The 25971-nt window shown below is 61.3% G+C and carries 23 protein-coding genes and 1 tRNA gene; 12 read left to right on the plus strand and 12 right to left on the minus strand.

All coding sequences use genetic code 11. The annotated features are described in order from the left end of the window. Nucleotides 1-45 precede the first annotated feature (45 nt). A complete protein-coding gene (locus tag A4A58_RS00150; protein ID WP_068730337.1) occupies nt 46-537 on the minus strand; it encodes a Dps family protein in 492 nt (163 codons plus the stop codon). 264 nt (nt 538-801) lie between these two features. Between A4A58_RS00150 and A4A58_RS00155 the strand changes: the two genes are divergently transcribed. Next, nucleotides 802-1497: a class I SAM-dependent methyltransferase gene (locus tag A4A58_RS00155; protein WP_068728724.1), complete on the plus strand. Its 696-nt coding sequence runs from the start codon at nt 802-804 to the stop codon at nt 1495-1497. A 202-nt stretch (nt 1498-1699) separates the two neighbouring features. Here the strand turns inward: A4A58_RS00155 and A4A58_RS00160 are convergent, their stop codons facing one another. Continuing rightward, a complete protein-coding gene (locus tag A4A58_RS00160) occupies nt 1700-2065 on the minus strand; it encodes an ArsR/SmtB family transcription factor (protein WP_068728725.1) in 366 nt (121 codons plus the stop codon). Nucleotides 2066-2180: 115 nt separating this feature from the next. Between A4A58_RS00160 and A4A58_RS00165 the strand changes: the two genes are divergently transcribed. The 4 genes from A4A58_RS00165 to A4A58_RS00180 all read left to right on the plus strand — a co-directional run bounded on the left by A4A58_RS00165 (nt 2181) and on the right by A4A58_RS00180 (nt 8269). After that, nucleotides 2181-3353 carry an MFS transporter gene (locus tag A4A58_RS00165; protein WP_068730338.1) on the plus strand — a complete coding sequence of 391 codons (1173 nt, stop codon included), beginning with the start codon at nt 2181-2183 and terminating at the stop codon, nt 3351-3353. Between the two features lie 172 nt (nt 3354-3525). After that, nucleotides 3526-6990: a carbamoyl-phosphate synthase large subunit gene (gene carB / locus A4A58_RS00170; RefSeq protein WP_068728726.1), complete on the plus strand. Its 3465-nt coding sequence runs from the start codon at nt 3526-3528 to the stop codon at nt 6988-6990. A gap of 195 nt (nt 6991-7185) precedes the next feature. Continuing rightward, nucleotides 7186-7662, plus strand: a complete 477-nt coding sequence (greA, locus tag A4A58_RS00175; protein ID WP_068728727.1) for a transcription elongation factor GreA — start codon at nt 7186-7188, stop codon at nt 7660-7662. Between the two features lie 202 nt (nt 7663-7864). Further along, entirely contained in the window at nt 7865-8269 is a 405-nt protein-coding gene (locus A4A58_RS00180) for a DoxX family protein (protein WP_068728729.1), read from the plus strand. 71 nt (nt 8270-8340) lie between these two features. Here A4A58_RS00180 and A4A58_RS00185 read toward each other — a convergent pair whose 3' ends face one another. Further along, nucleotides 8341-8820 (minus strand): Lrp/AsnC family transcriptional regulator, encoded by a 480-nt coding sequence (locus A4A58_RS00185; protein WP_068730339.1) that lies wholly within the window; start codon nt 8818-8820, stop codon nt 8341-8343. Nucleotides 8821-9081: 261 nt separating this feature from the next. On the opposite strand from A4A58_RS00185, the gene trxB reads away from it, so the two are divergent. Next, complete coding sequence (gene trxB, locus A4A58_RS00190; protein ID WP_068728731.1) at nt 9082-10047, plus strand: thioredoxin-disulfide reductase; 966 nt, start codon at nt 9082-9084, stop codon at nt 10045-10047. A gap of 32 nt (nt 10048-10079) precedes the next feature. Then, a complete protein-coding gene (locus A4A58_RS00195; protein WP_068728732.1) occupies nt 10080-10973 on the plus strand; it encodes a LysR family transcriptional regulator in 894 nt (297 codons plus the stop codon). 253 nt (nt 10974-11226) lie between these two features. On the opposite strand, the gene A4A58_RS00200 is transcribed toward A4A58_RS00195, so the two are convergent. Then, nucleotides 11227-13662, minus strand: coding sequence for a heavy metal translocating P-type ATPase (locus tag A4A58_RS00200; RefSeq protein ID WP_081421639.1), 2436 nt, complete (start codon nt 13660-13662; stop codon nt 11227-11229). Here A4A58_RS00200 and A4A58_RS00205 point away from each other — a divergent pair. Together A4A58_RS00205 and A4A58_RS00210 are read left to right on the plus strand one after the other, a co-directional pair. Next, nucleotides 13661-13936, plus strand: a complete 276-nt coding sequence (locus tag A4A58_RS00205; protein ID WP_068730340.1) for a metal-sensitive transcriptional regulator — start codon at nt 13661-13663, stop codon at nt 13934-13936. The genes A4A58_RS00200 and A4A58_RS00205 overlap by 2 nt on opposite strands. Nucleotides 13937-14206: 270 nt before the next feature. Next, nucleotides 14207-16609, plus strand: a complete 2403-nt coding sequence (locus tag A4A58_RS00210; protein ID WP_068728736.1) for an EAL domain-containing protein — start codon at nt 14207-14209, stop codon at nt 16607-16609. Nucleotides 16610-16677: 68 nt separating this feature from the next. On the opposite strand, the gene A4A58_RS00215 is transcribed toward A4A58_RS00210, so the two are convergent. From A4A58_RS00215 to A4A58_RS00225, 3 genes are all read right to left on the minus strand, one after another. Continuing rightward, nucleotides 16678-17358: a ParA family protein gene (locus A4A58_RS00215; protein ID WP_068728738.1), complete on the minus strand. Its 681-nt coding sequence runs from the start codon at nt 17356-17358 to the stop codon at nt 16678-16680. 209 nt (nt 17359-17567) lie between these two features. Continuing rightward, complete coding sequence (locus tag A4A58_RS00220; RefSeq protein ID WP_244499613.1) at nt 17568-17939, minus strand: hypothetical protein; 372 nt, start codon at nt 17937-17939, stop codon at nt 17568-17570. Between the two features lie 173 nt (nt 17940-18112). Next, nucleotides 18113-18373, minus strand: coding sequence for a hypothetical protein (locus A4A58_RS00225; RefSeq protein ID WP_081421640.1), 261 nt, complete (start codon nt 18371-18373; stop codon nt 18113-18115). 258 nt (nt 18374-18631) lie between these two features. Between A4A58_RS00225 and A4A58_RS00230 the strand changes: the two genes are divergently transcribed. Further along, nucleotides 18632-19279 (plus strand): SGNH/GDSL hydrolase family protein, encoded by a 648-nt coding sequence (locus tag A4A58_RS00230; RefSeq protein ID WP_068728742.1) that lies wholly within the window; start codon nt 18632-18634, stop codon nt 19277-19279. Between the two features lie 30 nt (nt 19280-19309). On the opposite strand, the gene A4A58_RS00235 is transcribed toward A4A58_RS00230, so the two are convergent. Next, nucleotides 19310-19540: a hypothetical protein gene (locus tag A4A58_RS00235; RefSeq protein WP_068728744.1), complete on the minus strand. Its 231-nt coding sequence runs from the start codon at nt 19538-19540 to the stop codon at nt 19310-19312. A 94-nt stretch (nt 19541-19634) separates the two neighbouring features. Between A4A58_RS00235 and A4A58_RS30655 the strand changes: the two genes are divergently transcribed. Beyond that, complete coding sequence (locus A4A58_RS30655) at nt 19635-19790, plus strand: hypothetical protein (protein ID WP_158005627.1); 156 nt, start codon at nt 19635-19637, stop codon at nt 19788-19790. A 14-nt stretch (nt 19791-19804) separates the two neighbouring features. On the opposite strand, the gene A4A58_RS00240 is transcribed toward A4A58_RS30655, so the two are convergent. The 3 genes from A4A58_RS00240 to A4A58_RS00250 form a co-directional block, all read right to left on the minus strand. Next, nucleotides 19805-19881, minus strand: a tRNA-His gene (locus A4A58_RS00240). Between the two features lie 151 nt (nt 19882-20032). Further along, a complete protein-coding gene (locus A4A58_RS00245; protein ID WP_068728746.1) occupies nt 20033-20467 on the minus strand; it encodes a phasin in 435 nt (144 codons plus the stop codon). Nucleotides 20468-20737: 270 nt separating this feature from the next. Beyond that, entirely contained in the window at nt 20738-21109 is a 372-nt protein-coding gene (locus tag A4A58_RS00250) for a phasin (protein ID WP_115033036.1), read from the minus strand. Nucleotides 21110-21475: 366 nt separating this feature from the next. Here A4A58_RS00250 and A4A58_RS00255 point away from each other — a divergent pair, with 366 nt between their 5' ends. Then, nucleotides 21476-24736, plus strand: coding sequence for a PAS domain-containing protein (locus A4A58_RS00255; RefSeq protein ID WP_068728750.1), 3261 nt, complete (start codon nt 21476-21478; stop codon nt 24734-24736). Between the two features lie 15 nt (nt 24737-24751). Here the strand turns inward: A4A58_RS00255 and A4A58_RS00260 are convergent, their stop codons facing one another. Beyond that, entirely contained in the window at nt 24752-25960 is a 1209-nt protein-coding gene (locus tag A4A58_RS00260; protein WP_068728752.1) for an NnrS family protein, read from the minus strand. Nucleotides 25961-25971 lie beyond the last annotated feature (11 nt).

Below are 25971 nucleotides of genomic sequence, written 5' to 3' on the forward strand. Positions count from 1 at the left end.
GCGCTTTGACGCATTCGGTTGTGACGAATTCGGCTCGAACGAAGCTTACGCCTCGTTGCCGCCTTCCTGACGCGATGCTTCGAACAGGAACCAGGTGCGGCGCTCGGTGTCGTCGATGTAGTTTTCCAGCAGGCTGGCGCTGGCGACGTCCTTGGCGTCATCGCAAACCTCGTGGGCCTTGCGCATCGCCGCTGCCATCTTCTTGTTGTCGTTCATCAGCTCGCGCAGCATCTCCACTGGCGGCACATAGGCCTCATCATTGTCCTTGATGGTCTGCAGCTTGGCGACTTCGCCGATCGAGCGCAGCGTGCGTCCGCCGATCTTGCGCACGCGCTCCGCCAACGGGTCTGTCGTCGCAAAAATCTGGTCGGACTGCTCGTCGAGCATCAGGTGATAGTCGCGGAAATGGCGCCCGCTGAGATGCCAATGGAAATTCTTAGTCTTCAGGTAGAGCGCGAAAGCGTCGGCGAGCAACCCGTTCAACGCCTTGGCCACCTTCTCCACGGCATCGGCTGAGAGGTCAGTCGGGGTATTCATTTCGGCAGCGATTTTCGGTGTCTTGGTGCTCACGTTACTTACCTTCCCGTGTCGGATGATTTGATGGCTGGAGGGTTGTCGTCAGGGCGGAAGATTTCAGGAAAAATCAGAGTGGTCTTGACGGAAAGCACTGCAAATTTCCGAAAATTGCGGTTCTTGAAGGAAAGGCGGTTTCCCACGCGCCTGAAAACGCTCTAGACCGTCTCAACGCATCACAAATATAGGGGTTCCCGACACGGGAACAACAATCGGGCCGGGCAGACGATGGAAGATTGGATCGATTATTACGATTCCACGCATACGATTTATGCGAGCAAGCTGCATCGTGACGTGCATTTCGAGGTCATCGCTCGCGATATCATGGGCTACATCGCCTCTCAGGATGCCGTCGTGCTCGACTATGCCTGCGGCGAAGCACTCTCGGCCGCCAAAGTGGCCAATGCCTGCAGCAAGCTGATCCTGGCAGAGCCCGCGCCCGGCGTCCGCGGCCGGCTGGTCGCCCGCTTCGCACCCAACACCAAAATCCGGGTCCGTTCGCTGGAAGAGTTGCGCAATATGACGGCGCAGTCGATCGACCTGGCTGTCATGAATTCGGTGGCTCAGTACATGACAGGCCCCGAACTCGACGATGCCTTTGCAATCATCAAGCGGCTCCTGGCGCCCGGTGGCAAGCTCGTGGTCGGCGACATCCTGCAGCCCGATGTCGGCATGGCGACCGATGTCATGGCGCTGCTGAAGCTCGCCCGGGAACACGGCTTTCTCTGGGATGCTTTCGTCGGCCTCGTGCGCACGGCCCTCTCGGACTACCGCCAGTTACGCACCAAGGTCGGCCTGCAGCGCTACAGCGAGGCGGAGATGCTGGCCAAGCTGACCGCGGCCGGATTCCGGGCGTCGCGGGCGCCGGTCAATATCGGCCATAATTCCTCGCGCATGACCTTCGTCGCCCATCACACATTCTGAGGCATCGGCTCGGGCAAACGGACGATTAAGGTTAACAGAAGGTTTACAAAACTTGAGGTGGATCGCCACCCCGTGATCGGTAACATTGTGCTCGGCCCGGTGGCGGAAATGTCTACGCGGGAGCGATGCATCGCTCTTTATCCTGGTTCAAGTCCAGGCTGGGCCTCCAACCTTTCAGACATTCACCAGTGCGTCGGCGCTGTCAGGCTTCGGTGAATTCCAGCACCGGAAGCTGCAGGCGCTCGGCATCGCGCTCGGCCGATGCGAGCACCGCATCCAGCAAACCCGGAAACCTGCTCTCGAGATCTTCGCGGCGCAGTTTCATCAACCGCGCCGTCCCCACCGCGCGCGTTTCCATCAGGCCGGCCTCGCGCAGTTTCGCAAAATGATAGGCGAGATTGGACTTGCCGCTGAGGCCGTAAAAGTCGCCGCAGCGCAATTCGCCGACCTCTTTCTCGCGTTTGGCCAGATTGTAGACGATCGCCAGCCGGATCGGATCGCTCAGGCAATCCATCACGCCAGGCAATTCGATCTGTTCGCGCGTGGGATGCAGGAGAATGCGGCTCATGGCTCCTCAATACTGATTCCGACCGGCCGCTGCAATGTTCAATATTTCTTGAACCATTTGACATTTTGCACCGCCGCATCAATAGTTCAACAGACCTTGAACTAAGGATGTGGCGATGAGCGTTTTCTGGCTGGCCCTGGCGGCATTTGCGATTGGGACAGAAGCCTTTGTGATTGCTGGACTTCTTCCGATCATGGCAGCGGACCTGAATGTCACGTTGGCGGCCACGGGACAATTGGTCACCGTTTACGCCATCACCTATGCCATCGGCTCGCCGATCCTGGCTGTGCTGTTCAGCAATTTTGACCGCCGCGCCGTCGTCTCGCTGGCGCTGGTCTGCTTCATCGTCGGAAATCTTTTGGCGGCCGTTGCGACCACATTCGGCACTCTCCTGCTATCGCGCATGCTAATGGCCGTCGGCGCCGGACTGTGCATGCCGACCGCCATGGCCGTCGCAATCGCGATCGCTGCACCGGAACGCCGTGGCCGCGCCGCGTCGCTGGTAATCTCCGGCCTGACGGTGGCGACGGTTCTGGGCGTGCCGCTCGGAACCTGGGTCGGCAGTCATTTTGGCTGGCGGTCGACATTCGTGATGGTCGCAGCGCTTGGCGCCGTCGCATTGGCCGGGCTGCTGCTGGGATTGCCCCGCGGTTTACCACGCACTGCTGCCACACTCGGTCAGAGGCTTGCCGTCGCGCGCCATCCCGAAGTGCTGAAAACCCTTGCTGTGACCTGCATGTGGGGCCTCGGAGGCTTTACCTCATTCACCTACCTGGCTGTGCCGCTGCACCGACTTGGCTTTGACGCCAACGGAATCAGCCTGGCACTGCTGGTCTTTGGCGTCGCCGCGGCCATCGGAAACACCCTGGGCGGCACGATGTCCGACCGTATCGGGCCGCTCCGGACCTCGACGCTGGGCCTGATCGGCATGATGCTGTCACTGACGCTGCAATCGGTGGCCCTGACATTCGCGCCGCCCGCCACTGCGGGCGTGCTGTTTCTGGTCTTCATTTTTACCCAGGGCATTGCCGGCTGGATGTTCTACCCAGGACAGGTCGCGCATCTCGTGCGCGTCACGCCGGAAGCCTCGGTCATCGCGCTCTCGTTGAACGCCTCCGCCATGTATATCGGCTTTGCCGCCGGCAGTGCGTTGGGCGGCGTGGTGCTGTCGACATTGAGCTCCAGCCACCTCGGCTGGATCGGCGGCTGCGCCGAGGCGGCAGCCCTCGCGCTCGTCCTCGCTGGACACCTTCTGAAGCGTCCGAAACCGGCCCAAATTGCCGGTTGATGGCACCTTCAAAAGCCTTCCCCGCCCCGTTATAGTGGTCTAAAGACAGCCGCGCGCGAGGATCGGCCCATGGCTCCCCTGAGGGGTCAATGGCTGGTTTGGCGCCCGGGCCCGAGGGACGCGCGTATGCGCGCCCTTTTTTTGTGCCGATTTGTCACCACCGCGAGTTTAAATGCCAAAACGCACCGACATATCCACCATCCTGATCATCGGCGCCGGTCCTATCGTGATCGGCCAGGCCTGCGAGTTCGACTATTCGGGCACCCAGGCCGTCAAGACGCTCAAGGAAGAGGGCTACCGGATCGTTCTGGTCAATTCCAATCCGGCCACCATCATGACGGACCCGGAGCTGGCGGACGCGACCTATATCGAGCCGATTACACCCGAGATCGTCGCCAAGATCATTGAGAAGGAGCGCGGCGACCGCTCCAAGGGTTTTGCGCTGCTGCCGACCATGGGCGGCCAGACCGCGCTGAACTGCGCGCTGTCGCTGCGCCAGCAGGGCACGCTGGAGAAGTTCGACGTCGAGATGATCGGCGCCACCGCCGAAGCGATCGACAAGGCCGAAGACCGCCAGCTGTTTCGCGAGGCGATGACGAAAATCGGGCTGGAGACGCCGAAGTCGCGGCTCGCCAACGCATCCGCGCTGAAGAAACAGTATCGCGAGCAGCATCAGGCCGAAAAAGCCAAGCTGACGGGCGACGCGCTCGCCGAGCACGAGCGGCAGTGGGTGCTGCATGAAGGCGACCGTCGCAAGCGCTATCAGGAACATGCTCTCGGCCAGGCGCTGATGGCGCTGTCCGAAATTGGTTTGCCCGCGATCATCCGCCCGTCCTTCACCATGGGCGGCACCGGCGGCGGCATTGCCTATAACCGCGAAGAATTCCTCGACATCATCGAGCGCGGCCTCGACGCGTCTCCGACCAACGAAGTGCTGATCGAAGAGTCAGTGCTCGGCTGGAAAGAGTACGAGATGGAAGTCGTCCGCGACAAAAAGGACAACTGCATCATCATCTGCTCGATCGAGAATCTCGATCCGATGGGCGTGCATACCGGTGACTCCATCACCGTCGCGCCGGCGCTGACATTGACCGACAAGGAATACCAGATCATGCGCGACGCCTCGCTGGCGGTGCTGCGCGAGATCGGCGTCGAGACCGGCGGCTCCAACGTGCAGTTCGGCGTCAATCCTGCCGACGGCCGCATGGTCGTGATCGAAATGAATCCGCGCGTGTCGCGCTCGTCGGCGCTGGCCTCGAAAGCCACCGGTTTCCCGATCGCCAAGGTCGCGGCGAAGCTTGCCGTCGGCTATACGCTGGATGAAATCGCCAACGACATTACCGGCGGCGCGACGCCTGCGTCGTTCGAGCCGACCATCGACTATGTCGTCACCAAGATTCCCCGTTTCGCCTTCGAGAAATTCCCGGGCGCATCGCGCACGCTGACGACGTCGATGAAGTCGGTCGGCGAAGTGATGGCCATCGGCCGCACATTCCAGGAGTCGCTGCAGAAGGCGCTGCGCGGACTTGAGACCGGCCTGACCGGTCTCGACGAAATCGAGATCGAGGATCTCGGCCGCGGCGACGACAAGAACGCCATCCGCGCTGCACTCGGCACGCCGACGCCGGACCGTCTGTTGCAGGTTGGCCAGGCCATGCGTCTGGGCTGGACCGACGAGGAAATCTTCAACTCCTGCAAGATCGATCCGTGGTTCCTCGCCGAGATGCGCGGCATCGTCGAAATGGAAGCCAAGGTGAAGGCCAGTGGCCTGCCCGCCAACGCCTTCGGCATGCGGACGCTAAAGGCCATGGGCTTCTCCGACGCGCGCCTCGCGGTGCTCGCCGGCAAGACCGAGGCCGACGTCAAGGCACTGCGCCGCTCGCTCGACGTGCGCCCGGTGTTCAAGCGCATCGACACCTGCGCCGCCGAATTCGCCTCGCCGACCGCCTACATGTATTCGACCTATGAGTCGTCCTTCGCCGGCAGCTTCGCCGACGAGAGTCAGCCGTCGGACAAGAACAAGGTTATCATTCTTGGCGGCGGCCCGAACCGTATCGGCCAGGGCATCGAGTTCGACTATTGCTGCTGTCACGCCTGCTTCGCGCTCGCCGACGCCGGCTACGAGACCATCATGGTCAACTGCAATCCGGAAACCGTGTCGACCGACTACGACACCGCGGATCGCCTGTATTTCGAGCCGCTGACCGCCGAAGACGTGCTCGAGATCATCGACACCGAACGTCAGAACGGCACGCTGCATGGCGTGATCGTGCAGTTCGGCGGCCAGACCCCGCTGAAGCTCGCGCGCGCGCTGGAAGCCGCCGACGTGCCGATCCTCGGTACCTCGCCAGATGCCATCGATCTTGCCGAAGATCGCGATCGCTTCAAGCGCATCCTCGACAAGCTCAAACTGAAGCAGCCGAAGAACGGCATCGCCTATTCGGTCGAACAGGCCCGCCTCGTCGCAGCCGATCTCGGCCTGCCGCTGGTGGTGCGTCCGTCTTATGTGCTTGGCGGCCGCGCGATGCAGATCATTCGCGAGGAAAACCAGCTCGGCGACTATCTGCTCGGTACGCTGCCGGAGCTGGTGCCCGGCGACGTCAAGGCGCGCTATCCGAACGACAAGACCGGCCAGATCAACACGGTGCTTGGCACCAATCCGCTGCTGTTCGATCGCTATCTGTCGGATGCCATCGAAGTCGACGTCGACTGCCTCTGCGATGGCAAGGACACCTTCATTGTCGGCATCATGGAGCATATCGAGGAAGCCGGCATTCACTCCGGCGACTCGGCCTGCTCGCTGCCGCCGCATTCGCTCGACGACGACATGATCGCCGAACTCGAACGCCAGACCCGCGACATGGCGCTCGGCCTCGACGTGGTCGGACTGATGAACGTGCAGTTCGCGGTCAAGGATCGCGACATCTACGTGCTCGAAGTCAATCCGCGCGCGTCGCGCACCGTGCCTTTCGTTGCCAAGGTGATGGGCATGCCGGTGGCCAAGATCGCCGCGCGTATCATGGCCGGCGAGAAGCTCGCCGACTTCAATCTGAAGAAGCGCAAGCTCGACCATGTCGGCGTCAAGGAATCGGTCTTCCCGTTCGCACGTTTCCCCGGCGTCGATACTGTGCTCGGTCCGGAGATGCGCTCCACCGGCGAAGTGATGGGCATCGACCGCTCGTTCGAAATCGCCTTCGCCAAGAGCCAGCTCGGCGGCGGCACCCGCGTTCCGCGCAGTGGCACCGTGTTCGTGTCCGTGCGCGAAAGCGACAAGACGCGCATTCTCGATGCCGTGAAGCTGCTCTCGTCGAACGGCTTCAAGGTGCTCGCGACGTCGGGGACCCAGCGCTTCCTGGTCGACAACGGCGTCCCCGCCGAGAAGATCAACAAGGTGCTGGAAGGCCGGCCGCACATCGTCGATGCCATCACCAATGGCGAGATTCAGCTGGTTCTGAACACCACCGACGGGCCGCAGGCCCTAGCCGACAGCCGCTCGCTGCGGCGGGCTGCCCTCTTGCATAAAGTACCGTATTACACCACTCTTTCGGGTGCCGTTGCGGCCGCGCAGGGCGTCCGGGCCTATCTGGGCGGGGACCTTGAGGTCCGCACATTGCAGAGTTACTTTTCCGAAGCCTGAATTCGGGCGGACTGCAGGTCCGACGAGATCAGCTAGGCAAGGCACGACCGGAACTCACCGGTCGCGTCTTTGTTTTGTTTCGGCGCTCGAAGCCGGCGTCTGAACTGGCTGCAAGCGCAGCCAAGCCGACATCTTGCAGAACGAATGGTTTCATGCGCGCCGCCGCGTTCCGCATGACGTTAGAGGACGAAGAGAATGGTTGAGAAGGTCCCGATGACAGCAGGTGGCTACGCTGCGCTGGAGGTCGAGCTGAAGGAACGTCAGTCGGTGCACCGTCCGCGGATCATCGAGCAGATCGCCGAAGCGCGCTCCCATGGCGACCTCTCGGAAAATGCCGAGTATCACGCCGCCAAGGAAGAGCAGTCGCATAATGAAGGCCGCATCAGCGATATCGAAGACAAGCTCGCCCGCGCCGATATCATCGATATCTCGAAGCTGTCCGGCGACACCATCAAGTTCGGCGCGACCGTGACGCTGATCGATGAAGACACCGAGAAGAAGGCGGTCTGGCAGATCGTCGGCGAGCCCGAGGCTGATGCCAAGAAAGGTCGCATCTCGATTACCTCGCCACTGGCGCGTGCGCTGATCGGCAAGAGCAAAGGCGCATCGGTCGAAGTCGTCGCTCCCGGCGGGGCCAAGGCCTATGAGATCACCAAGGTCGAGTGGCGCTGATCGACAGCGCTCAACGCGAAACAAGAAAGCCGCGCATCATGCGCGGCTTTCTTTATTGTCCCCTGATTGCGGTATCCAGCCATCGCTACTCACGGAAACTTCTGGAATACTTCCACAGCTCACGTGTTTTCACACGAGAGTGACCAGCATTTTGCATTGCAGTAATGCTAGAAACGATGGTCATCACAGGGGGACTAATGACATGGACCAAACGCTAGCCAAATTTCAGCCTGTTGCACTCAGCCTTTTCCGCTTCATCACCGGCCTGCTGCTGCTGCAGTATGGCATCGCCAAGATCTTCAAATTTCCGGTTCTGCCCTATTTCGCGAATATTCCGCCGTTGATCCAGGTCGCGGCAACGCTTGAACTCGTCGGCGGTGCGCTGCTGCTGCTCGGCCTGTTCACGCGCCCAGTTGCGTTCATCCTCGCCGGTGAAATGGCTTTCGCTTACTTCCTCGGCCACATGTTTAAAGGCGCGGATCCGGTTTTCCTGCCGCTGCTGAACGGCGGCACCGCTGCCATCCTGTTCTGCTTCTCCTGCCTCTATCTTGCGACGTCAGGCGGAGGCCCGATCAGCCTCGACGCGATACTGCGCAAGAAGAGCTAAGCTCGACATCACGACAGTAAAAAAAGGGCGCTCACCGCAAGGTGGGCGCCCTTTGCTTTTAGCGCTCGCTGCTAATCCGCAGCCCTCAGCTCGAGCGGCACGGCGGCTGCGTATTTCGAATTCTGCAGAACCAGAGACGTGCGGACGTTGCGGACATGCGGTGCCGCCGTGAGATGGCCGACGAAATCCTGGAAGGTCGCCATGTCGGGCGCCACGCATTTCAGGATGAAGTCGATCTCGCCCGACAGCATCCAGCACTCCCGCACCAACGGCTCCTTGCGGACGAAATCCTCGAACGCCTTGAGATCGGCATCGGCTTGGCTCGACAGGTGGACCGAAGCGAACACAGTAACGTCGAAACCGAGCAATCGGGGATCCAGCAACCCGCGATAGCCCTGGATATAGCCAGCCTCTTCCAGGGTCCGGACCCGCCGCAGACAGGGCGGCGGCGAGATGCCGACCCGCTTGGCCAGTTCCACATTGGTGATTCGGCCATCGGCCTGGATTTCACTGAGAATTTTGAGGTCGATGTCGTCTAGGCTTTTCGGCACGCGGCGCGGATCCTGGCTGGTATTCAAAGAAACCGTTTGAACTCTCTTAGCGCAGGAGCCGCAACTTGCGCAATTTTATTGCGCGTGCATCGCAGAAATTAAGCGTCTCCGGGGGAAAAATTGCCGGGACGAATTGCAATTCTTGCATGGCTCGCCAGATATTCTACACTAGCAGACAAGACTTTCGACGCCGCAGCGACGTGTTCGCCGGCACATTTCGCCTCAGCAATGACCAATTTCCCTTCAGAAAGGGACTCGACCATGGCCGCCCCCATCCATGCCAAAGTCGTCATCATCGGCTCAGGCCCGGCTGGCTACACTGCCGCTATCTACGCCGCACGCGCGATGCTCGAGCCCGTCCTGATCCAGGGGATTCAGCCCGGTGGCCAGCTCACCATCACCACGGATGTCGAAAACTATCCGGGCTTTGCCGACGTCATTCAGGGCCCCTGGCTGATGGAGCAGATGGAGAAGCAGGCTCAACACGTCGGTACCAAGATCGTCACCGATCTGGTCAGTGACATGGATCTGAGCCAGCGTCCGTTCCGCCTGACCTGCGACAGCGGCGACGTCTATCTGGCCGAAACCGTGATCCTAGCCACCGGCGCGCAGGCGCGGTGGCTAGGCATCCCGTCGGAAGAGAAATTCCAGGGCGGCGGCGTATCCGCCTGCGCCACCTGCGACGGATTCTTCTATCGCAACAAGGAAGTGATCGTAGTCGGCGGCGGCAACACGGCCGTCGAGGAAGCTTTGTTCCTGACCAATTTCGCCTCGCAGGTCACCATCGTGCATCGCCGCGACCATTTCCGTGCCGAACGCATCCTGCAGGAGCGATTGTTCAAGCACCCGAAGATCAAGGTGGTCTGGGACTCGGCGCTCGATGAGATCTGCGGCACCGAGGGCCCGGCCAAAGTTACCCATGTGCGCCTGAAAAACGTCAAGACCGGCACCATCACCAAGGTGCCGGCGGACGGCGTCTTCATTGCCATCGGCCACGCACCTGCGACCGAACTCATCAAGGGCCAGATCAAGCTGAAGCCCTCGGGCTATGTCGAAGTGACGGCGAATTCCACCGCAACCTCGATGCCCGGCGTCTTCGCCGCCGGCGACGTGGCGGACGAAACCTATCGGCAGGCGGTCACCGCCGCGGGCATGGGCTGCATGGCCGCCCTCGAAGCTGAACGCTATCTCGCCGCGCATGCTCATGACCGCGCAGCGGCCGAATGATGATCAAACGAACCCGCGACGGATTTACAGATATGGACTGGGACAAGCTGAAGGTGTTTCACGCGGCGGCGGAAGCGGGGAGCTTCACGCATGCAGGCGAGCAACTGGGCCTGTCGCAATCGGCAGTCTCACGACAGGTGAGCGCGCTCGAGCAGGAACTGGCGGTCTCGCTATTCCACCGCCACGCTCGCGGCCTGATCCTCACCGAACAGGGCGACCTGCTATTCCGTACCGCCCATGACGTGTTCATGCAGCTCCAGGCGGCCCGCGCGAAGCTGACCGACAGCCGCGAGCGGCCGAGCGGCGACCTCAAGGTGACCACAACCCCGGGCGTCGGCATCAACTGGCTGATCCCGCGCCTTGGCGAGTTCACCGCACTCTATCCGGAAATCCGCATTTCGCTGATCGTCACCGACGAGGAACTCGACCTGTCGATGCGCGAGGCCGATGTGGCCATCCGCACCCGCAAGCCGACCCAGCCGGACCTGATCCAGCGCAAGCTGTTCGCCATGGGATTCCACGCTTATTGCTCGCCGGAATACATCAAGCATTTCGGCACCCCGCGCACCCTCGACGAACTCGACGGGCACCGCATCATCATGCTCAGCGACGCCCAGGTGTCCCCGCACCTGCAAAACCGCAGCTGGCTGATCGATGCCGGGCGCAACGGCTCCGGCCCGCGCGAAGCCTACTTCAAGGTCAACAATATTCTGGGCCTGATGCGCGCCTGCCAGCAGGGCTTGGGCATTGCAGCATTGCCGGACTACCTGGTCGAAGAAAACGATCGTCTGGTTCAGCTCTTCAGCGAGTCGGACTCGATTCAACTCGACACTTATTTTGTCTATCCCGAAGAGTTGAAGACGGTCGCCCGTGTGCAGGTGTTCCGAGACTTCATCGTCAGCAAGGCACAGCGCTGGCCGTCCTAACCCGCAATATTTCAGGGCAGATATGCCCACGCTTCCCAGCATGTCAGACATGCCAAGTGATGCGTTGCTGCATGCCACCTTCAGGGATCATACTTCTCAGACGCTGAGATTTTGCGCTGCGCATTTGTCCCCCTCCTCCAGTGGTGCGGAGTCTCAGTAATCCCTCTTGGAAGGTGATTGTGTCGGCCTCTCGAGGCCAATACCTCAGAGCCGGACTCGTTTGAGTCCGGCTTTTTTTTGCGCCCGCGAATTGTCAGTCCAGCTTCACTTTCGCCAGCCGGAGCGCATTCCCGATCACGCTCACCGAGGACAGCGCCATCGCGGCAGCGCCGATCATCGGCGACAGCAGAATGCCGAAAATCGGATACAGCACACCGGCCGCGACCGGCACGCCCGCTGCATTGTAGATGAACGCAAATGTCAGGTTCTGGCGGATATTGCTCATCACAGCCTTTGATAATTCGCGCGCACGCACCAACCCCATCAGATCGCCGGTCAGCAACGTCACGCCAGCACTCTCGATCGCGACATCGGTCCCCGTTCCCATGGCGATGCCGACATCCGCAGCAGCCAGCGCAGGTGCATCGTTGACGCCGTCGCCAACCATGGCGACCCGGCGGCCTTCGCCGCGCAAACGCGTGACCACGTCACTCTTGCGCTCCGGCAACACACCCGCCTCGACCTCATCGATACCCAGTGTCTTTGCGACGGCTTTAGCCGTCGTCGCATTGTCGCCGGTGAGCATGACGATCCGCAGGCCGTCGGCGCGCAGCTTCTTCAACGCATCCTGCGCCGATGGCTTTACGGGATCGGCAATCGCCATCACGCCGGCGACGCTGCCATTAATGGCAACGAAGATGGCAGTCGCACCGTTCTGCCGCGCCAGCTCGGCGACGCCGTCGGAGCGCGTCGTATCCACCTTCAATTCGCTCATCAGCATCGCATTGCCGAGCGCAACGCGCTTGCCATTGACCACACCCGACGCGCCTTTGCCGGATGGCGAGGCGAAGTCACCGGCATCGCTCAGCACAACATTGCGTTGCTTTGCTTCATTGACGATGGCTTGCGCCAGCGGATGTTCGCTGGAACGTTCGATACTTGCAGCAAGTTGCAGAATGTCGCTTTCGTTGAAACCTTCTGCTGGCAAGATGCTCACCAGTTTCGGCTTGCCTTCCGTCAGCGTACCGGTCTTGTCGATCACAATGGTATCAATGCTTTCCAGGCGCTCCAGCGCCTGCGCGTCGCGCACCAGAATACCGGCATGGGCGCCGCGGCCGACGCCGACCATGATAGACATGGGCGTTGCGAGACCGAGCGCACAGGGGCACGCGATGATCAGCACGGTGACCGCAGCAACAAGCGCAAACGAGAGCCGCGGCTCTGGCCCGAATGTCGCCCAGGCGATGAATGCAATCACCGCCGCGGCGAGCACGGCCGGCACGAACCAGCCGGCGACACGATCCGCGAGACGCTGGATCGGCGCGCGCGAGCGCTGCGCCTTGGCGACCATGTCGACGATGCGCGACAGCATCGTATCGCGGCCGATCTTGTCGGCCCGCAGCACGAGACCGCCGCTCTGGTTGACGGTGCCACCGATGACGCGCGCGCCTTCGGCCTTACTCACCGGCATGGACTCGCCGGTAACCATGGATTCATCCACCGACGAACGCCCCTCGGTGACGACACCGTCGACTGGAATTTTCTCGCCCGGCCGCACGCGCAATAAATCACCGATGGCAATAACATCGAGAGCGACGTCCTCATCACCGTCCTTGCCGATGCGTCGCGCGGTCTTCGGCGCAAGGCCGAGCAGCGCGCGGATCGCACCTGACGTCTGATTGCGCGCGCGCAGCTCAAGCACCTGTCCGAGCAAAACGAGCACTGTGATGACAGCAGCGGCTTCGAAATAGACCGCCACTGCACCGTGATAGTCACGGAACGCGTCAGGAAACAGACCGGGCGCGAAGGTGGCCACAACGCTGTAGATCCACGCCACACCGGTGCCCATCGCGATCAGCGTGAACATGTTGAGATTGCGCGTTACCACCGAGCGCCAGCCGCGTTCGAAGAACGGCGCGCCGGCCCACAGCACCACGGGCGTCGCCAGCACCAACGAGATCCAGTTCGACGTTGTCGGCGATACCAGCTGCATCAGGCCGAGATGCGCGCCCATCTCCAGCACGAACACCGGCAATGTCAGCGCCAGCGCAATCCAGAAGCGCCGGGTCATGTCGATCAGTTCAGGATCTGGCTTATCGTCGAGCGAGACCTGCTCCGGCTCCAGAGCCATGCCGCAGATTGGACAGCTCCCGGGTCCTTCCTGACGGATCTCCGGGTGCATCGGGCAAGTATAGATCGTGCCGGCCGGCGCCGGCGGGGCGGGCTCCTTCGGCTGAAGAAAGCTCTCGGGATCGGCGTTGAAGCGCTCGCGGCAGCGCGCGCTGCAGAAGAAATACTCATGGCCTTGATAGATCAGGCGGTTCTTGGCGATCGCGGGATCGACAGTCATGCCGCAGACCGGATCGAGCACTTTGGCCGGCGCAGCCTCGGCGTGATGGCGACCATGCGAACAGCATGCGCCATGCGTGTGACCGGCATGGGCATCGTGCCCCGTATGCGTGTGAGTTGTCTCTGCCACCGTAACCTCGCCTCTTGAAACATATACCCTATGGGGGTATATGAACCTCATGCGCACCGAGATCAAGACGTCCTGTTTAAAACGCCTCAAACGGATCGAGGGCCAGGTCCGTGGTCTTGCCGGCATGGTCGAGGCCGACCGCTATTGCATCGACGTGGTCACGCAGATCGCCGCGGCCCGCGCAGCCTTGCGGCGGGTCGAAGAGGAGATCCTGCGAGATCATGTTGCGCATTGCGTGGAGCATGCGATCTCGTCAGGCGACAAGGCCGATCAACGCCGCAAGATCGCCGAGTTGATGGACGTGGTCAGTCGCGTCGATCGATGACGGCTCACATCAACGATACGTCAGGCCGTTCGCGACAGGGTTGATCGTTGGTTATCGTTTTTGCGCGGCAAAAGTGCAGCACGCAGCAGAGCTGCCGCATGGGTAGATAGGAATGCGCGAAAAGATACCAGTTTGCACTTCCGTAAGCATGCTGAGCGATAAAGCGGGGATGCGGTATGCTCATCCGCCAGGCGGTATTTACGTCTCCTTACGCAATTCCCCCTAGCTTCGCCCGCAATCGCGGCATTCCCGCCGTTGCGGTATCGGTTCATGTTGAAGGTCTATAATTGCATTGCGACGGCCCACGATCTGAGACTCGTGGTGCTCGCAGCCCTCATCTGCGCGCTTGCATCCTTCGCTGCGGTCAACCTGTTGCGCCACGCTCGCGGATCGAGCGGCCAGATGCGTGGCATATGGTTGATGGTGTCCGCGATCTCCATCGGGTTCGGAATTTGGGCAACGCACTTCGTTGCGATGCTGGCCTTCTCGCCGGGAATTCCAAGCGGCTACAATATCATTCTGACCCTCCTGTCGCTGGTCGCGGCGATCCTGCTGACCGGCGCTGGACTCGCGGTATCATTGCTGCCGAACTGGCGGCACGGACCATTGCTTGGTGGCGCCATCGTCGCCGGCGGCATCGCCGCGATGCATTACACCGGCATGGCAGCACTCGAAATCCCCGGGATTATCCTGTGGGATCCGGTGCTCGTCATCGTATCGATCTTGCTTGGTGCGCTGATTGGCGCGGCGGCTCTTCCCGTGGCTCTCTATGGCACCGAGGAGAAATGGAAAATCAGCGGCGCCGTGCTGTTGACGCTGGCGATCTGCAGCCACCATTTCACCGCGATGGGCGCGGTCTCGATCATCCCCGACCCCACCGTAGAAGTTTCCCAACTGGCCGTGCCCGCCGGATGGCTCGCAACCGGTGTCGCGCTCGCAAGCTTTGCCATCATCGGAATGGCGCTGGCCGGCATCATACTCGATATCCGTGACCGCCGACGCTCGGAGCTTGAGGCCGACCGTATGCTCGGCCTTGCCAATGCCGCGGTCGAGGGCCTGCTGGTCTGTGACGGCAGCGAAGTCGTCACCGTCAATACCAGCTTCGCGACTCTCGCAGGCTCATCCGCTACGAAGTTCGTCGGCACCAGGCTGGAAAGCTGTTTTCCGGAAGACATCTCGCGCAGGAAATTGCTCACTCACCCGAACCAGCCGATCGAAGCCAGTTTGCGCCATCGCGATGGCTCGGTGATTCCCGTCGAGGTGATCTTGCGGCCGATCGATTTCGCCGGACGGCCACATCAGGTGATCGCCGTTCGCGACCTGCGGGCGCGCAAGAAAGCAGAACAGCACATCCGCTATCTCGCCCAACACGACGCACTGACATCGCTGCCCAACCGCGGCCATTTCAACGAACGGATCGATCAGGAAATCACGGCACTGACAGACGGCAAGAAGCTCGCCGTGCTCTACCTCGATCTCGACCGCTTCAAGGAAGTCAACGACCTGTTCGGCCATGCCGCCGGCGACAAGGTGCTGCAGACCGCAGCGTCACGTATCACGGCAATGCTCAGAAAAGGGCAGATGATGGCCCGCCTCGGCGGCGATGAATTCGCCATTCTGTTGCCGGGTCTGGCAAATGCCGACGCAGCGGGACGCCTCGCCGAGGAAATCCTCCAAACGCTGCGCGCCAGGGACGCAGCGGATAGCGACGGCATCTCGAGCAGCATCGGCATCGCAGTTTGTCCCGACGATGCCATGGATCCAGAGACGCTTCTTAACCATGCGGACACTGCGCTTTATCGAGCCAAGACTGAGGGCCGCGCCACCTATCGTTTCTTCGAGGCCGAAATGGGCGAAGCGGTTCGCGATCGGCGAATGCTCGAGCACGATTTGCGTCACGCCATCGCCGGCAATCAGATGAAGCTGGCTTATCAGCCGCAAGAAGACATTCAGAACGGAACGGTCATCGGCTTCGAGGCGCTGCTGCGTTGGGCGCATCCGGTACGCGGCAACGTGCCGCCCGATATCTTCATTCCCGTTGCCGAGGAGACCGGCGCGATTCTCGACATTGGCGAATGGGTGCTGCGCACCGCCTGCCAGGAAGCCGCGAGCTGGAAGCAGCCACTCACCATCGCCGTCAACGTATCCGCAGTGCAGATCTATCACGACAATTTCGTCGCAATCGTCCATGAGATCCTGCTGGAAACGGGCTTACCCGCGCACCGGCTCGAACTGGAGATCACGGAAACGGCCCTGATCCGCGATTTCGATCGCGCGCTCTCCACCCTGCGCAGGATCAAGGCGCTTGGCGTTCACATCGCAATGGATGATTTCGGCACCGGCTATTCGTCACTGTCGAACTTGCGTGCCTTTCCATTCGACAAGATCAAGATCGACGGCTCGTTCATCAAATCGGTCAACACCAACAGCCAGGCAGCGGCGATCGTGCGGGCGGTGCTCGGTCTCGGTCGCGGATTGGGACTTCCCGTGCTGGCCGAAGGCGTTGAGACCGAAGCGGAACTTCAGTTCTTGCGCGATGAGAGTTGCGACGAGGTCCAAGGCTATCTGCTCGGACGGCCCGCTCATATCGAGCATTTCCTGGACATCACCCAGGGCAAGACAACGACAACAGCCACAGCGACGATCGTTAAAGACTTAGCTGCCACGGCATAGCCGCAAACGACAAAAAACGCGCGAAGATCTCGCGCGCTTTTTCTGGGGTCAAAAGAGCAGAACGGCTATCAGGCCGCCTGCTTGTGCATCGCGCCGGTCGCCGATCCGTTGCCGCGAATAGCCTTGATCGAACGTTCGATCGCCGCCCACAGCTTCCCGATCTCGCTGGCTGCGCGACCTTCTGCCTGATATTCGCGGGCGCCTTCGCCGTTGCCAAGTGCGAGCAGGAGATCTGCACGGTTGGTGATCTGACCGGACCACACCGGAGCCTTGAACTTGGCGAGCGCTTCGCGGGCGATCGTCACGATACGGCTTTCGGAATCGTCACGGCGTGCCGGCGCACCGTTGATGACAACCGCATAGGGCTTGCGGGCCGAGCGGCAGCTCTGAATCGTAGCCTGCACCGCGTCGACGTCGAACACGCCGGGACGCGCAGGAATGATCACCATGGTTGCGTTCTTGATGGCATCGTCGACCACAGCCGATGTATTCGGCGGCGTGTCGATGAACACCCATTCAAAACCGTCACGCTTCGCTGCGGCAACCATTTCGGTCACGCTGCGATTTGCGATCTTCAGCGGCGGTTCATTTGTGCCCCGCAGCTTGTGCCACAGCGTCAACGAACCCTGCGGATCCGCGTCGATGAGCAAGCAAGGCTTCGTTGATTTATGAACTTGAGCAGCAAGATGTGCAGCCAGGGTACTCTTCCCCGAGCCGCCTTTACGCGATGCGAAAACTATGACGTTCATATGTTGGCCTCCAGATTGACCCCAGGAGGCGAAAATGAATCAGTCTGCTGATTCGTTAAAGTCATATTTACGCGTAATTCAAGGATATGTGCCTGATTTGTTTGGAATGTTGGTTTTTGAGTCACACAGTGCGGCGCAACAGGCCCAAAATGAGTCACATGTAGTACGCATGTCGCCACTTTGTCGCACTCTGGTATCAAGTCAGACGCTCAAATCTTGCTATCAGCGCCGTTGGAACGAGTTGAGTCCGGGCCTTCGATAGCAATGCCCTTCGCGCGCTGACGTTCGATCCATTTTCGCTCAAGCCAACCGAGAAACTGCGCCACCGGCTTTTCCAGCGGCGGAATATCCTGCGCGATGAGGATGAGTCCGAGCGGCAACATCCAGAGGCCGAGCACAGGAAGAATGCTGAAAATCCCGCCGATAATCAGCAAAATGCCAAGCGGGAATCGAATGAGCTTCGATGAGGGCTTGCGCAACCAACCTACAAATCGAGCCGGTCGGGGCGGAAGTTTGGTTTCGAACCAGGCCAAATGCCGATTGAGTTCGGCCTTGTAGTCGATATTGGTTTCGCTGCTCAAAATGACGCTCCTCGTGGTCTGGAGATGTTGCTTCGTGGCGTGATACCAACGTGTCAGTTTGTCACGGGTTCACTTTTTTGCCACGATCGACGGCGTCACGGTGCAGCGACTCGGCGAGATCACGCCGTTCTGCACGCTGACTAAACTTCCGTTCACGTGAAAGCGGAGCCTGATCAGCTCGGGCGAGTCGGTTTTTTCGCCCTTCGCGACTTGACCGCGGGTTTGCGCGCGCTGGCCGGCGTTGCCCGAAAGAATTGCGCGCAGCCCGGGCTCAATTGCGCCCGCTTCTGGACCATGCAGGCCGTCACGCGATCGACGTCCGGAATGGCTGAGCTGCAGAGCCGAAAGGCGTCGCCGGTGCAAAGCTGTTGCTGATCCTCGGTATAGGCTTGCGACGGCGTCGCCAAGAACGACGCACCGATCATGACTGACATGGCAAGCCACCCGCTCAGAATCCCTGGACGTACCGACATTAGTCCCCCTTGGTTGCACATTATCGTGGGAGTGTCGGAGACGATTGCCAGCTTGGCAAGGCGGACGTGACTGGGATCGGGCTTGCCTTCGCGCCTGCCCTGTAGTTTCTCCCGAACATTGCGGCGCCGTTGCCCCGTCGCGACCTCGTGCGAGAGACGGTCCAAGATGAACAGTGAGACAAAAGCGATACTCCGAACCTGCGCGGGCGGTTCACGATCATGAACTGGACTCGTATTGGCATTATCGGCTTCGTGGGATTGTGCGGCTGGGCGGCATGGCCCAAAGGAAATGACGCGACGCCGCCGCGCCCACTACTGATCAGGGCAGCATTGAAGCAGGTCGATGATCCCGTCATCATCCTCGGCGACAGCATCGTCAAACGCGCAACCTTCCCCCGTGCCGTCTGCGGTCGGCCGGTCGTCAATGCCGGAATCGACGGATCGACGACATCGAGCGGTCTCGATGCCATGCTGACAAAAGCACTTGGCGGGAAGCAGGCCGCCATGGTCGTCGTCTCCCTCGGACTCAACGATGCTGCGGTCCCTGTGAACGCGGACTCATACAGGACCAACTATCTCGCTTTGCTCGCGACGCTGAAATCCACGGCGCCACGAATGGCCATAGCGACCGTGACGCCTGTTGAAGCTGGCAAGTCCGATAGCGCGCGCATCAACGATCGGGCGATCGACAGCTACAACGCGTTGCTGCCAAGCATCGCCGGCAATGCTGGCGCGAGCCTTGTCACCATCCCGTCCATGCCGGCGAAATACACAACCGATGGCATTCACCTGAATGATGCCGGCTATGCGATCTGGACCAAGGCGGTTCTCGGCGGGGTCAGCGAGGTCCTCTGCAAAGGCAAGTAGCAGCGCAAGCGATCAACGCAGGAAACCGCATCAGGCCTCGTTGACGCCAACGCCGCGCTTGTCGAGCAGCAATTGCCCTTTCGACGTGATCGCAAATTTCTGCCCCGCTGCCGGCTTGGCTTGATCGATCACCTCGACAAGCCCTTGGGCAATCAGCCCGTCAAGCACGGCACGTTTTTCGGCATTGAGATCGAGCGCGGAGGCGCGCGCGATGTCGCACATCATCGCAATAGCAGTATTGCTGATATCAGCGTCGATCATGATTGCCTCCCTGTCGTTCAGGAGCCAACGGAACGATGGCAATCGAGTTCCATGACCGGCCTGGCGGAAGCACGCGGCCATTTGGGACGTCGAGGTGCCGGAAGGCGGCCTGTTCGTGCCCAAGCCCTACAGCCCCGAGCAGATCGCGGGCACGCTGAATGATCTGACCGGCGCGCCGGCATTGCCGGCCCGACCCAAGCGGTCAGACATTGTCGCAGCCCAAAGCAACGGCCACGCTCGAATCGCCTAAATGATTGATTTGTATGGTACAGTTGGGTGGTCTCGAACCACCGACCTCCTGCTCCACAAACAGGCGCTCTAACCAACTGAGCTACAACTGCATCCTGACCGGCCCCAAAATCAGGGGGTCCCGAACAGGCGGGAAACTAGGTGCAACGCATCACTTTGGCAAGGCCGCGATGATGATTTTTGGCGCAAACAAAAGCCCGGGCTTGCGGCCCGGGCTTTCGATTATTTGGCGGTGCGATCGGCTCAGGCAGCCGGTTGGAACAGCTTCGAAGCGCCTGTCTTGATCGGTTCGGCGGTCTCGGTGGCGATCTTCTGGCCGAGTTCGGCCAGCTGTTTGGTCTGACCGGTGAAGGTTTCAACCTGGCTGCGCGCAAAAGCGGTCCACAGCTCCATCGCCTGCGACGGCGACTTCACGCCGATCAGCGACTGGGCGAAGTCGAAGCCCGCATTGGTGTTGGTCTTGGCAATGTCGAGCAGCTTGGCCGAATATTCGGCAGCGCCCTTGGTGGCCGTGCCGAACACAGCTTCAACCGTGCTGTTATGAGTTTCGGCAGCGTCCTTGAACTTGGCATAACCCTCGCGCGCCTGCGAGACGCCCTTTTCGGCGAACGCGCGGACCTGCTCCGGCACCTGGAACGGGATAACGGAAGATGAGAACGGATCGGTCGATTCGGCCATAGCGTGCATCCTTCGTGGTGGGGGGGTGAAATCAATAAACCCGTGGCGGCTGCGGAAGGCACCAGTGCCTTTCATCAGCTGGCGGGAAACAGACCGGCAGCGCCATCAGCGATGCGTCATTGTGGTTACCGCAATATCATGTCGGAATTGTGCGACGCAACAGAATATTGCACCGCAGAATCGCATAAGACCCGGATCGAATGCGCGCCCACGTCATGGAACTCGCTGAATATCAATCACTGATTGCATAGCGGAGAGCGCAGGGGTCGGTCAGCTCTTGGGCTTGGCGGCGTCCATGGCAGCGCGGCTCATGATCTGGCCCATTTCGCTGGCCTGCTCTGCCAGCGACTTCATCTGCGACTGCACGTATTCGCTATGGAGCCGCATGACGTCGCCGAGATCCTTGGCGTGCAGCAACTGCTGGGCATAATCCAGCGACGCGGCGACGTTCTTCTCGGCATAGGCGATGGCCTTGGTGCTGACATCCTTGGCGCCGGCGCGCACGGTCTCACCGCGGTTTTCGATCGACGACGCCGTGCTCTGGGCGCTGGCCAGAAACTTCTCGAATGCCTGCTTGGCCTGGTCGAAGCTGGCTTCGGCCATTGCGCGCATTTCCTTCGGAATTTCGAATTGGTCGGTCATGTCCCGCTCCATTTTGCATTGACGAAGCCGTCCACGGCCCCGTCTCCCGTGTCGCCCACTGCAATCTAGCCGAGCTTGGCATCGCCGATGTGACGCGGCGTCCCGTCCTCGTCCGATCCCATCGTGGACCTTTGTTTTTGTTTTGCAACTGCCAACGCATGGCCCTGCCCCTCCGTTCGGCAGAATGCCGAACCCTCGGAGCGGATTAACGTTATTGCTGCTTTGGCCTGCTGGAATGGGCGGGGGACGTGGACCTGCGCGCCTGCGCGGGCGATACTAACGAATTATTAAGGATGTCATCGTTTGGCCCGCAATCTGTGACGCGGATACCGGACGGACGCCCAACGAGTCAGTCATGAAGTGCCGATGAACAATGCGGATTTTCAGTTGCGGGGTGTTGGCGATGCACGGCTGGCCGTACACGCCACCAGCAACCAGCCGGTTTGGCTGTGGTCGCGCGACGGCACCCGTGTGCTGTGGGCCAATCCGGTCGGCGCGCGACTGTTCGGGGCCCGTAACGCAGCGGACCTGTTTGCCAGGACTTTCGGCCCCGCCGATACCCATCGCCGCCAGATAGCCCAGCTCGGCTCACGGCTACCGGCCAGTGGCGCGATGCGGCTGGAGCGCCTGCGCGGCTTCGGCGCGGCGCTGGGGAGCCTGATGACGTGCGCCTGCTCGCAGCTTGAATTTCCCGATGGCGGCAGCGGCATTCTCGTTGTCGCAGCGGAGCCGCTCGGTGGCCGCGGCATGCCGCTGGTCGAACGGCTGCAAAATCTCGTCGAGGGGATCGACACTCCGATCGCCGCCTTTGCACGCGACGGCCTGTTCGTCGGCGCCAACGAAATGGCTCGGGCGCTGCTTGGTTTTCGCAATCTCTCCGATGCCGGCCTCGATCACGCGCGCGACGGCGCGCTAAAGGACGGCCGCATCGAAACGCCTATCGGCTTTGGCCGCATGGTACTGCAGCGCGTGGGCAGCGGCGCCGATGTCGGACTCGTGGCGCTGATCGCGCCGGGCGCTGTGCATCCGGCACCGAGCGAAGAAGAACTTGAGGCTCCCACAAGACCCGAAGCCGGCGTTGAACCGCAGAGCGCCCTTGCAGAGCCGAGCGACCTGTTTATCGAATTCGATGAGGCCACCGAAGCGGCTGACCTCAACAAACAGACCGTCGACATCGACGCTCCGATTGAGCCTGACACCACCGATACCCATCGCGACACGCATCTCGAAGACATTATTGCTGAAACCATTGCACATGCCGACACGCCGGCGGAGGCTCACGAGCCGTCGCCCTATATCGAGCCCGTCGCTGACGAACCAGTGCCCGTTGCCCTGCCCGAAATCGAATCGCGCACGACACCGCTCCGTTTCGTATGGCAGATCGATGCGGAGAAGCGCTTCACACTGAACTCTGACGAGTTCATCCACCTGATCGGCCCGCGCACAGCGGCAAGCTTTGGCCGCAAGTGGAACGATCTCACAGCCGAATTCAATCTCGATCCCGATAGCCACGTCGTCAAGGCGATGGCCACGCAGCAGACATGGAGTGGCATCACGCTGCTCTGGCCGGTGGATGGCGGTGGCCGCCTGCCTGTCGAACTCTCTGGCCTGCCGCTGTTCGATCGCGAGCGCAATTTCACCGGCTATCGCGGTTTCGCTGTTTGCCGCGACCTCGATGGAATGACGCGGCTCGCCGAGCAACGTCGACATGATCACATCGGCGATCCACCGCCCCGACCATTATCCGCCGATGTCGCGCAGGCGGGCCCTGTCGGCGACAGTCTCGATGAACCGATTGCCCTCACCACCAACCCGATACCAGAACAGACACCACCGCCAACCACCCCGGACAGCACCGTGCAACCACCCGAGAACGTCGTGCCATTTCGACCAGGCGATCCCAGATCGCCGGCACTGACGCCTGTCGAGAACAGCGCCTTCAACGAGCTTGCGCGGCAATTGTCGGCGCGGCTTGAGTCGGAAACGGGACTGATCACGAGCACGAACACACCCGAAGCGGACAGCGAGACGGACGATGCACCGACGGCTGCCCAGACCTTGTCTCAGCCAACTGAGGCGGCGTCACAGGCTGCCTGGCTGACAACGCCACCGGCTGCACCGCGCGGCGAGATGATGCGCGACAAGATGCTGCTCGACCTGATGCCGGTCGGCGTCCTGATCTATCGCCTCGATCGCCTGCTGTTCGCCAATCCCGCCTTCCTCGCCCGAATGAACTATCCGAGCCTGAACGCACTGGAAGAAGCGGGTGGCCTCGATGCGCTCTATGTCGGAGCTGATGTCTCTTCTGCGGCCAGCACCTCCGATGACGGCACCGCCGTCACGATTTCAGGCGGTGACCAGTCCGGCAACACAGTGCCCGCCGAAGCGCGCCTTTACACGATTTCATGGGACAACGAGCCGGCGCATGCGCTGATTTTCTCTCCGCCCAAGGCAGAGCTTGTCGCCGCCCCTGTTACGATCGCTGCGCCCGTTGCGGACGCGCCCTTGCCCGCCGGCCATATCGATGCCGAAGATCTGGCCACGATCCTCGATACCACGGCCGAAGGCGTCATCATGTTCGATGCCGAAGGCAACATCAATTCCTGCAACCGCAGCGCCGAGGCGCTGTTCGGCTATAGCGGCGAATTACTGACGCAGCGGAATCTGACCGACCTCTTCGCAGCAGAAAGCCGCCGGGTGGTGCAGGACTATCTCGCAAGCGTCAAGGAATCCGGCGTGGCCAGCCTGATGGATCATGGCCGTGAGGCCCTCGGCCAGGTGCGCGCGGGCGGCCTCGTGTCGCTGTCGATGACCATCGGCCGCACGCGCACGGATGGACCGAACTTCTTTGCCGTGTTCCGCGACCTGACGCAGACGAAGAAGACCGAAACCGAACTGCTGAATGCACGCCGCCAGGCCGACCGCGCTGCGACCGCTAAGGCGGATGTTCTGGCGCGGATCAGCCACGAGGTCCGTACACCGCTGAATGCCATCATCGGCTTCGCGGAAGTGATGGTCGACCAGCGCTTCGGCCCGCTCGGCAACGAGCGCTATGTCGAATACATGAAAGACATTCGCGCCTCGGGTGAACGCGTCATCGCGATCGTCAACGATCTGCTCGATCTGTCACGCATCGAGACCGGCAAGATTGACCTCGCTTTCACCACGCAGAACCTTAACGAGATGGTCGAGCAATGCGTCGCGGTGATGCAGCCGCAAGCCAATCGCGGCCGCATCATCATCCGTACCTCGCTGGCCCATCTGCTTCCCACGGTGGTTGCCGACGCCCGCGCGCTACGACAGATCACGCTGAATCTGATCGGCAACTCGATCCATCTCGCCAATGCCGGCGGTCAGGTGATCGTCTCCACCGCATTGTCGGACTTCGGTGAGATCGTGCTGCGCGTCCGCGACACCGGTCACGGCCTCAATGACAACGAACTCGCCGCCGCGATGGAGCCGTTCCGTAGCTCGACGCCGGCGGACTCTTCAGAGAGTTCGGGTGTCAGCCTGTCGCTGACCAAGGCGCTGGTCGAAGCCAACAACGCGCGCTTCCAGATCAAGACCGCGCCGAGCTCGGGCACGCTGATCGAGGTGGCATTTTCGAATGCAGCGGTGAAGGCCTGAGTGGCCTTCTCCGATTTAGCGACTGAGCGCCATCGCCGCGTCGGAACGGCGCGGCTTGCGATAGCCGATCAGCAGCGGACCGAATGAGACAGCGAAGCCGATAAAGGCCGCGACCCACGTCAATGCTGCAACATGGAGCAGCGGCGGACTGTAAGCCGGCTCGATCACGGCGCCGATCCGCGCCAGTGCCGCCACGATGACGGCAGCATAGATCATCAGCGTCGTGCGTGAGGCGTGCAGTGCCTGGCCAGTATGCCCCAGTGTTGCCCGGCTCATGACAGCCAGCGTCATCACGCCGGCCGCACCTGCCATCCATGCATGCAAGCCGGCGCTGGGCACTACCCATCCTGCTGCCGCTGCGGCATTCAGCAGGAAACCCAGCGGCACGAAAGCGTAACCAATATGCAGGATCAGCAACAGTCCCTCGCGCCAAGTACGATCGCCGGCCCAGCGCGCCAGACGTATCATGTGCAGCAAGCCGACCAGCGCGAGAGCCGCTCCCGTTGGTTCGCCAAAGGGCCGCGCGATCCACAGCACCAGCGCGGCGGCACTGACGGCGATGACGATCATATCGAAACGCGCAAACGGCACTGGCAGCCGACCAGGATTCTCGCGTACCAGCCAGTTGCGGGTGAAGCTCGGAATGATCCGGCCGCCGATCAGCGAGATCAGCAACACAACGACCGCGACGCCGATCCGGATGCTGATGTCTGCGACGCCAGCAAGATGAGCTTCAACATGAAAGGCGATGTTGCCGACCAGCAGGAAGGCGACTATGCCGACCACTGGCAGATTACGCCAGTTGCGGCCCGCCGCGATCTCGCGGGTTGCAGCGGCGGCGACCAGCGTCAGGAAACTCACATCGACCAGCATCGCTATGAGCCAGCCGGTATAGGCCGAAAACGTCAGACAAATCCGTCCCGCGATCCAGAGGACGACCAGCCCGAGCAATGGCAAGCCGCGGATCGGCAACCGGCCGGTCCAGTTCGGAATGGCTGTGAACAAAAAGCCGGTGACCACGGCCGACATGAAGCCGAACAGCATCTCGTGAATGTGCCAATCGCGCGGCGCAAAACCGGTGGCCAGCGCCAGCCGGCCATGGAAGGCCGGCACCCAGACCAGAATTCCCAAGCCGGCATAATACGCACCGAGCAGGAAAAAGGGGCGGAAGCCGGCCGAGAGCAACGGCCAATCGGCGATGGAGCGAACACGAAGAAGCGTCATCGTTACTCTCC

The sequence above is a fragment of the Tardiphaga robiniae genome (assembly GCF_001618955.1).
In the GTDB taxonomy this organism is placed as follows: domain Bacteria; phylum Pseudomonadota; class Alphaproteobacteria; order Rhizobiales; family Xanthobacteraceae; genus Tardiphaga; species Tardiphaga robiniae_A.

Bases quoted from the DNA above. Each gene is read 5' to 3' on its own strand.
- A4A58_RS00260 (WP_068728752.1), bottom strand. From the start codon at position 25,960: ATGACGCTTCTTCGTGTTCGCTCCATCGCCGATTGGCCGTTGCTCTCG.
- A4A58_RS00245 (WP_068728746.1), bottom strand. From the start codon at position 20,467: ATGGCCGAATCGACCGATCCGTTCTCATCTTCCGTTATCCCGTTCCAG.
- carB (WP_068728726.1), top strand. From the start codon at position 3,526: ATGCCAAAACGCACCGACATATCCACCATCCTGATCATCGGCGCCGGT.
- greA (WP_068728727.1), top strand. From the start codon at position 7,186: ATGGTTGAGAAGGTCCCGATGACAGCAGGTGGCTACGCTGCGCTGGAG.
- A4A58_RS00225 (WP_081421640.1), bottom strand. From the start codon at position 18,373: ATGTCAGTCATGATCGGTGCGTCGTTCTTGGCGACGCCGTCGCAAGCC.
- A4A58_RS00250 (WP_115033036.1), bottom strand. From the start codon at position 21,109: ATGACCGACCAATTCGAAATTCCGAAGGAAATGCGCGCAATGGCCGAA.
- A4A58_RS00255 (WP_068728750.1), top strand. From the start codon at position 21,476: ATGAACAATGCGGATTTTCAGTTGCGGGGTGTTGGCGATGCACGGCTG.
- A4A58_RS00205 (WP_068730340.1), top strand. From the start codon at position 13,661: ATGCGCACCGAGATCAAGACGTCCTGTTTAAAACGCCTCAAACGGATC.
- A4A58_RS00150 (WP_068730337.1), bottom strand. From the start codon at position 537: ATGAATACCCCGACTGACCTCTCAGCCGATGCCGTGGAGAAGGTGGCC.
- A4A58_RS00235 (WP_068728744.1), bottom strand. From the start codon at position 19,540: ATGATCGACGCTGATATCAGCAATACTGCTATTGCGATGATGTGCGAC.
- A4A58_RS00230 (WP_068728742.1), top strand. From the start codon at position 18,632: ATGAACTGGACTCGTATTGGCATTATCGGCTTCGTGGGATTGTGCGGC.
- A4A58_RS00215 (WP_068728738.1), bottom strand. From the start codon at position 17,358: ATGAACGTCATAGTTTTCGCATCGCGTAAAGGCGGCTCGGGGAAGAGT.
- A4A58_RS00160 (WP_068728725.1), bottom strand. From the start codon at position 2,065: ATGAGCCGCATTCTCCTGCATCCCACGCGCGAACAGATCGAATTGCCT.
- A4A58_RS00195 (WP_068728732.1), top strand. From the start codon at position 10,080: ATGGACTGGGACAAGCTGAAGGTGTTTCACGCGGCGGCGGAAGCGGGG.
- A4A58_RS00180 (WP_068728729.1), top strand. From the start codon at position 7,865: ATGGACCAAACGCTAGCCAAATTTCAGCCTGTTGCACTCAGCCTTTTC.
- A4A58_RS00200 (WP_081421639.1), bottom strand. From the start codon at position 13,662: ATGAGGTTCATATACCCCCATAGGGTATATGTTTCAAGAGGCGAGGTT.
- trxB (WP_068728731.1), top strand. From the start codon at position 9,082: ATGGCCGCCCCCATCCATGCCAAAGTCGTCATCATCGGCTCAGGCCCG.
- A4A58_RS00155 (WP_068728724.1), top strand. From the start codon at position 802: ATGGAAGATTGGATCGATTATTACGATTCCACGCATACGATTTATGCG.
- A4A58_RS00210 (WP_068728736.1), top strand. From the start codon at position 14,207: ATGTTGAAGGTCTATAATTGCATTGCGACGGCCCACGATCTGAGACTC.
- A4A58_RS00165 (WP_068730338.1), top strand. From the start codon at position 2,181: ATGAGCGTTTTCTGGCTGGCCCTGGCGGCATTTGCGATTGGGACAGAA.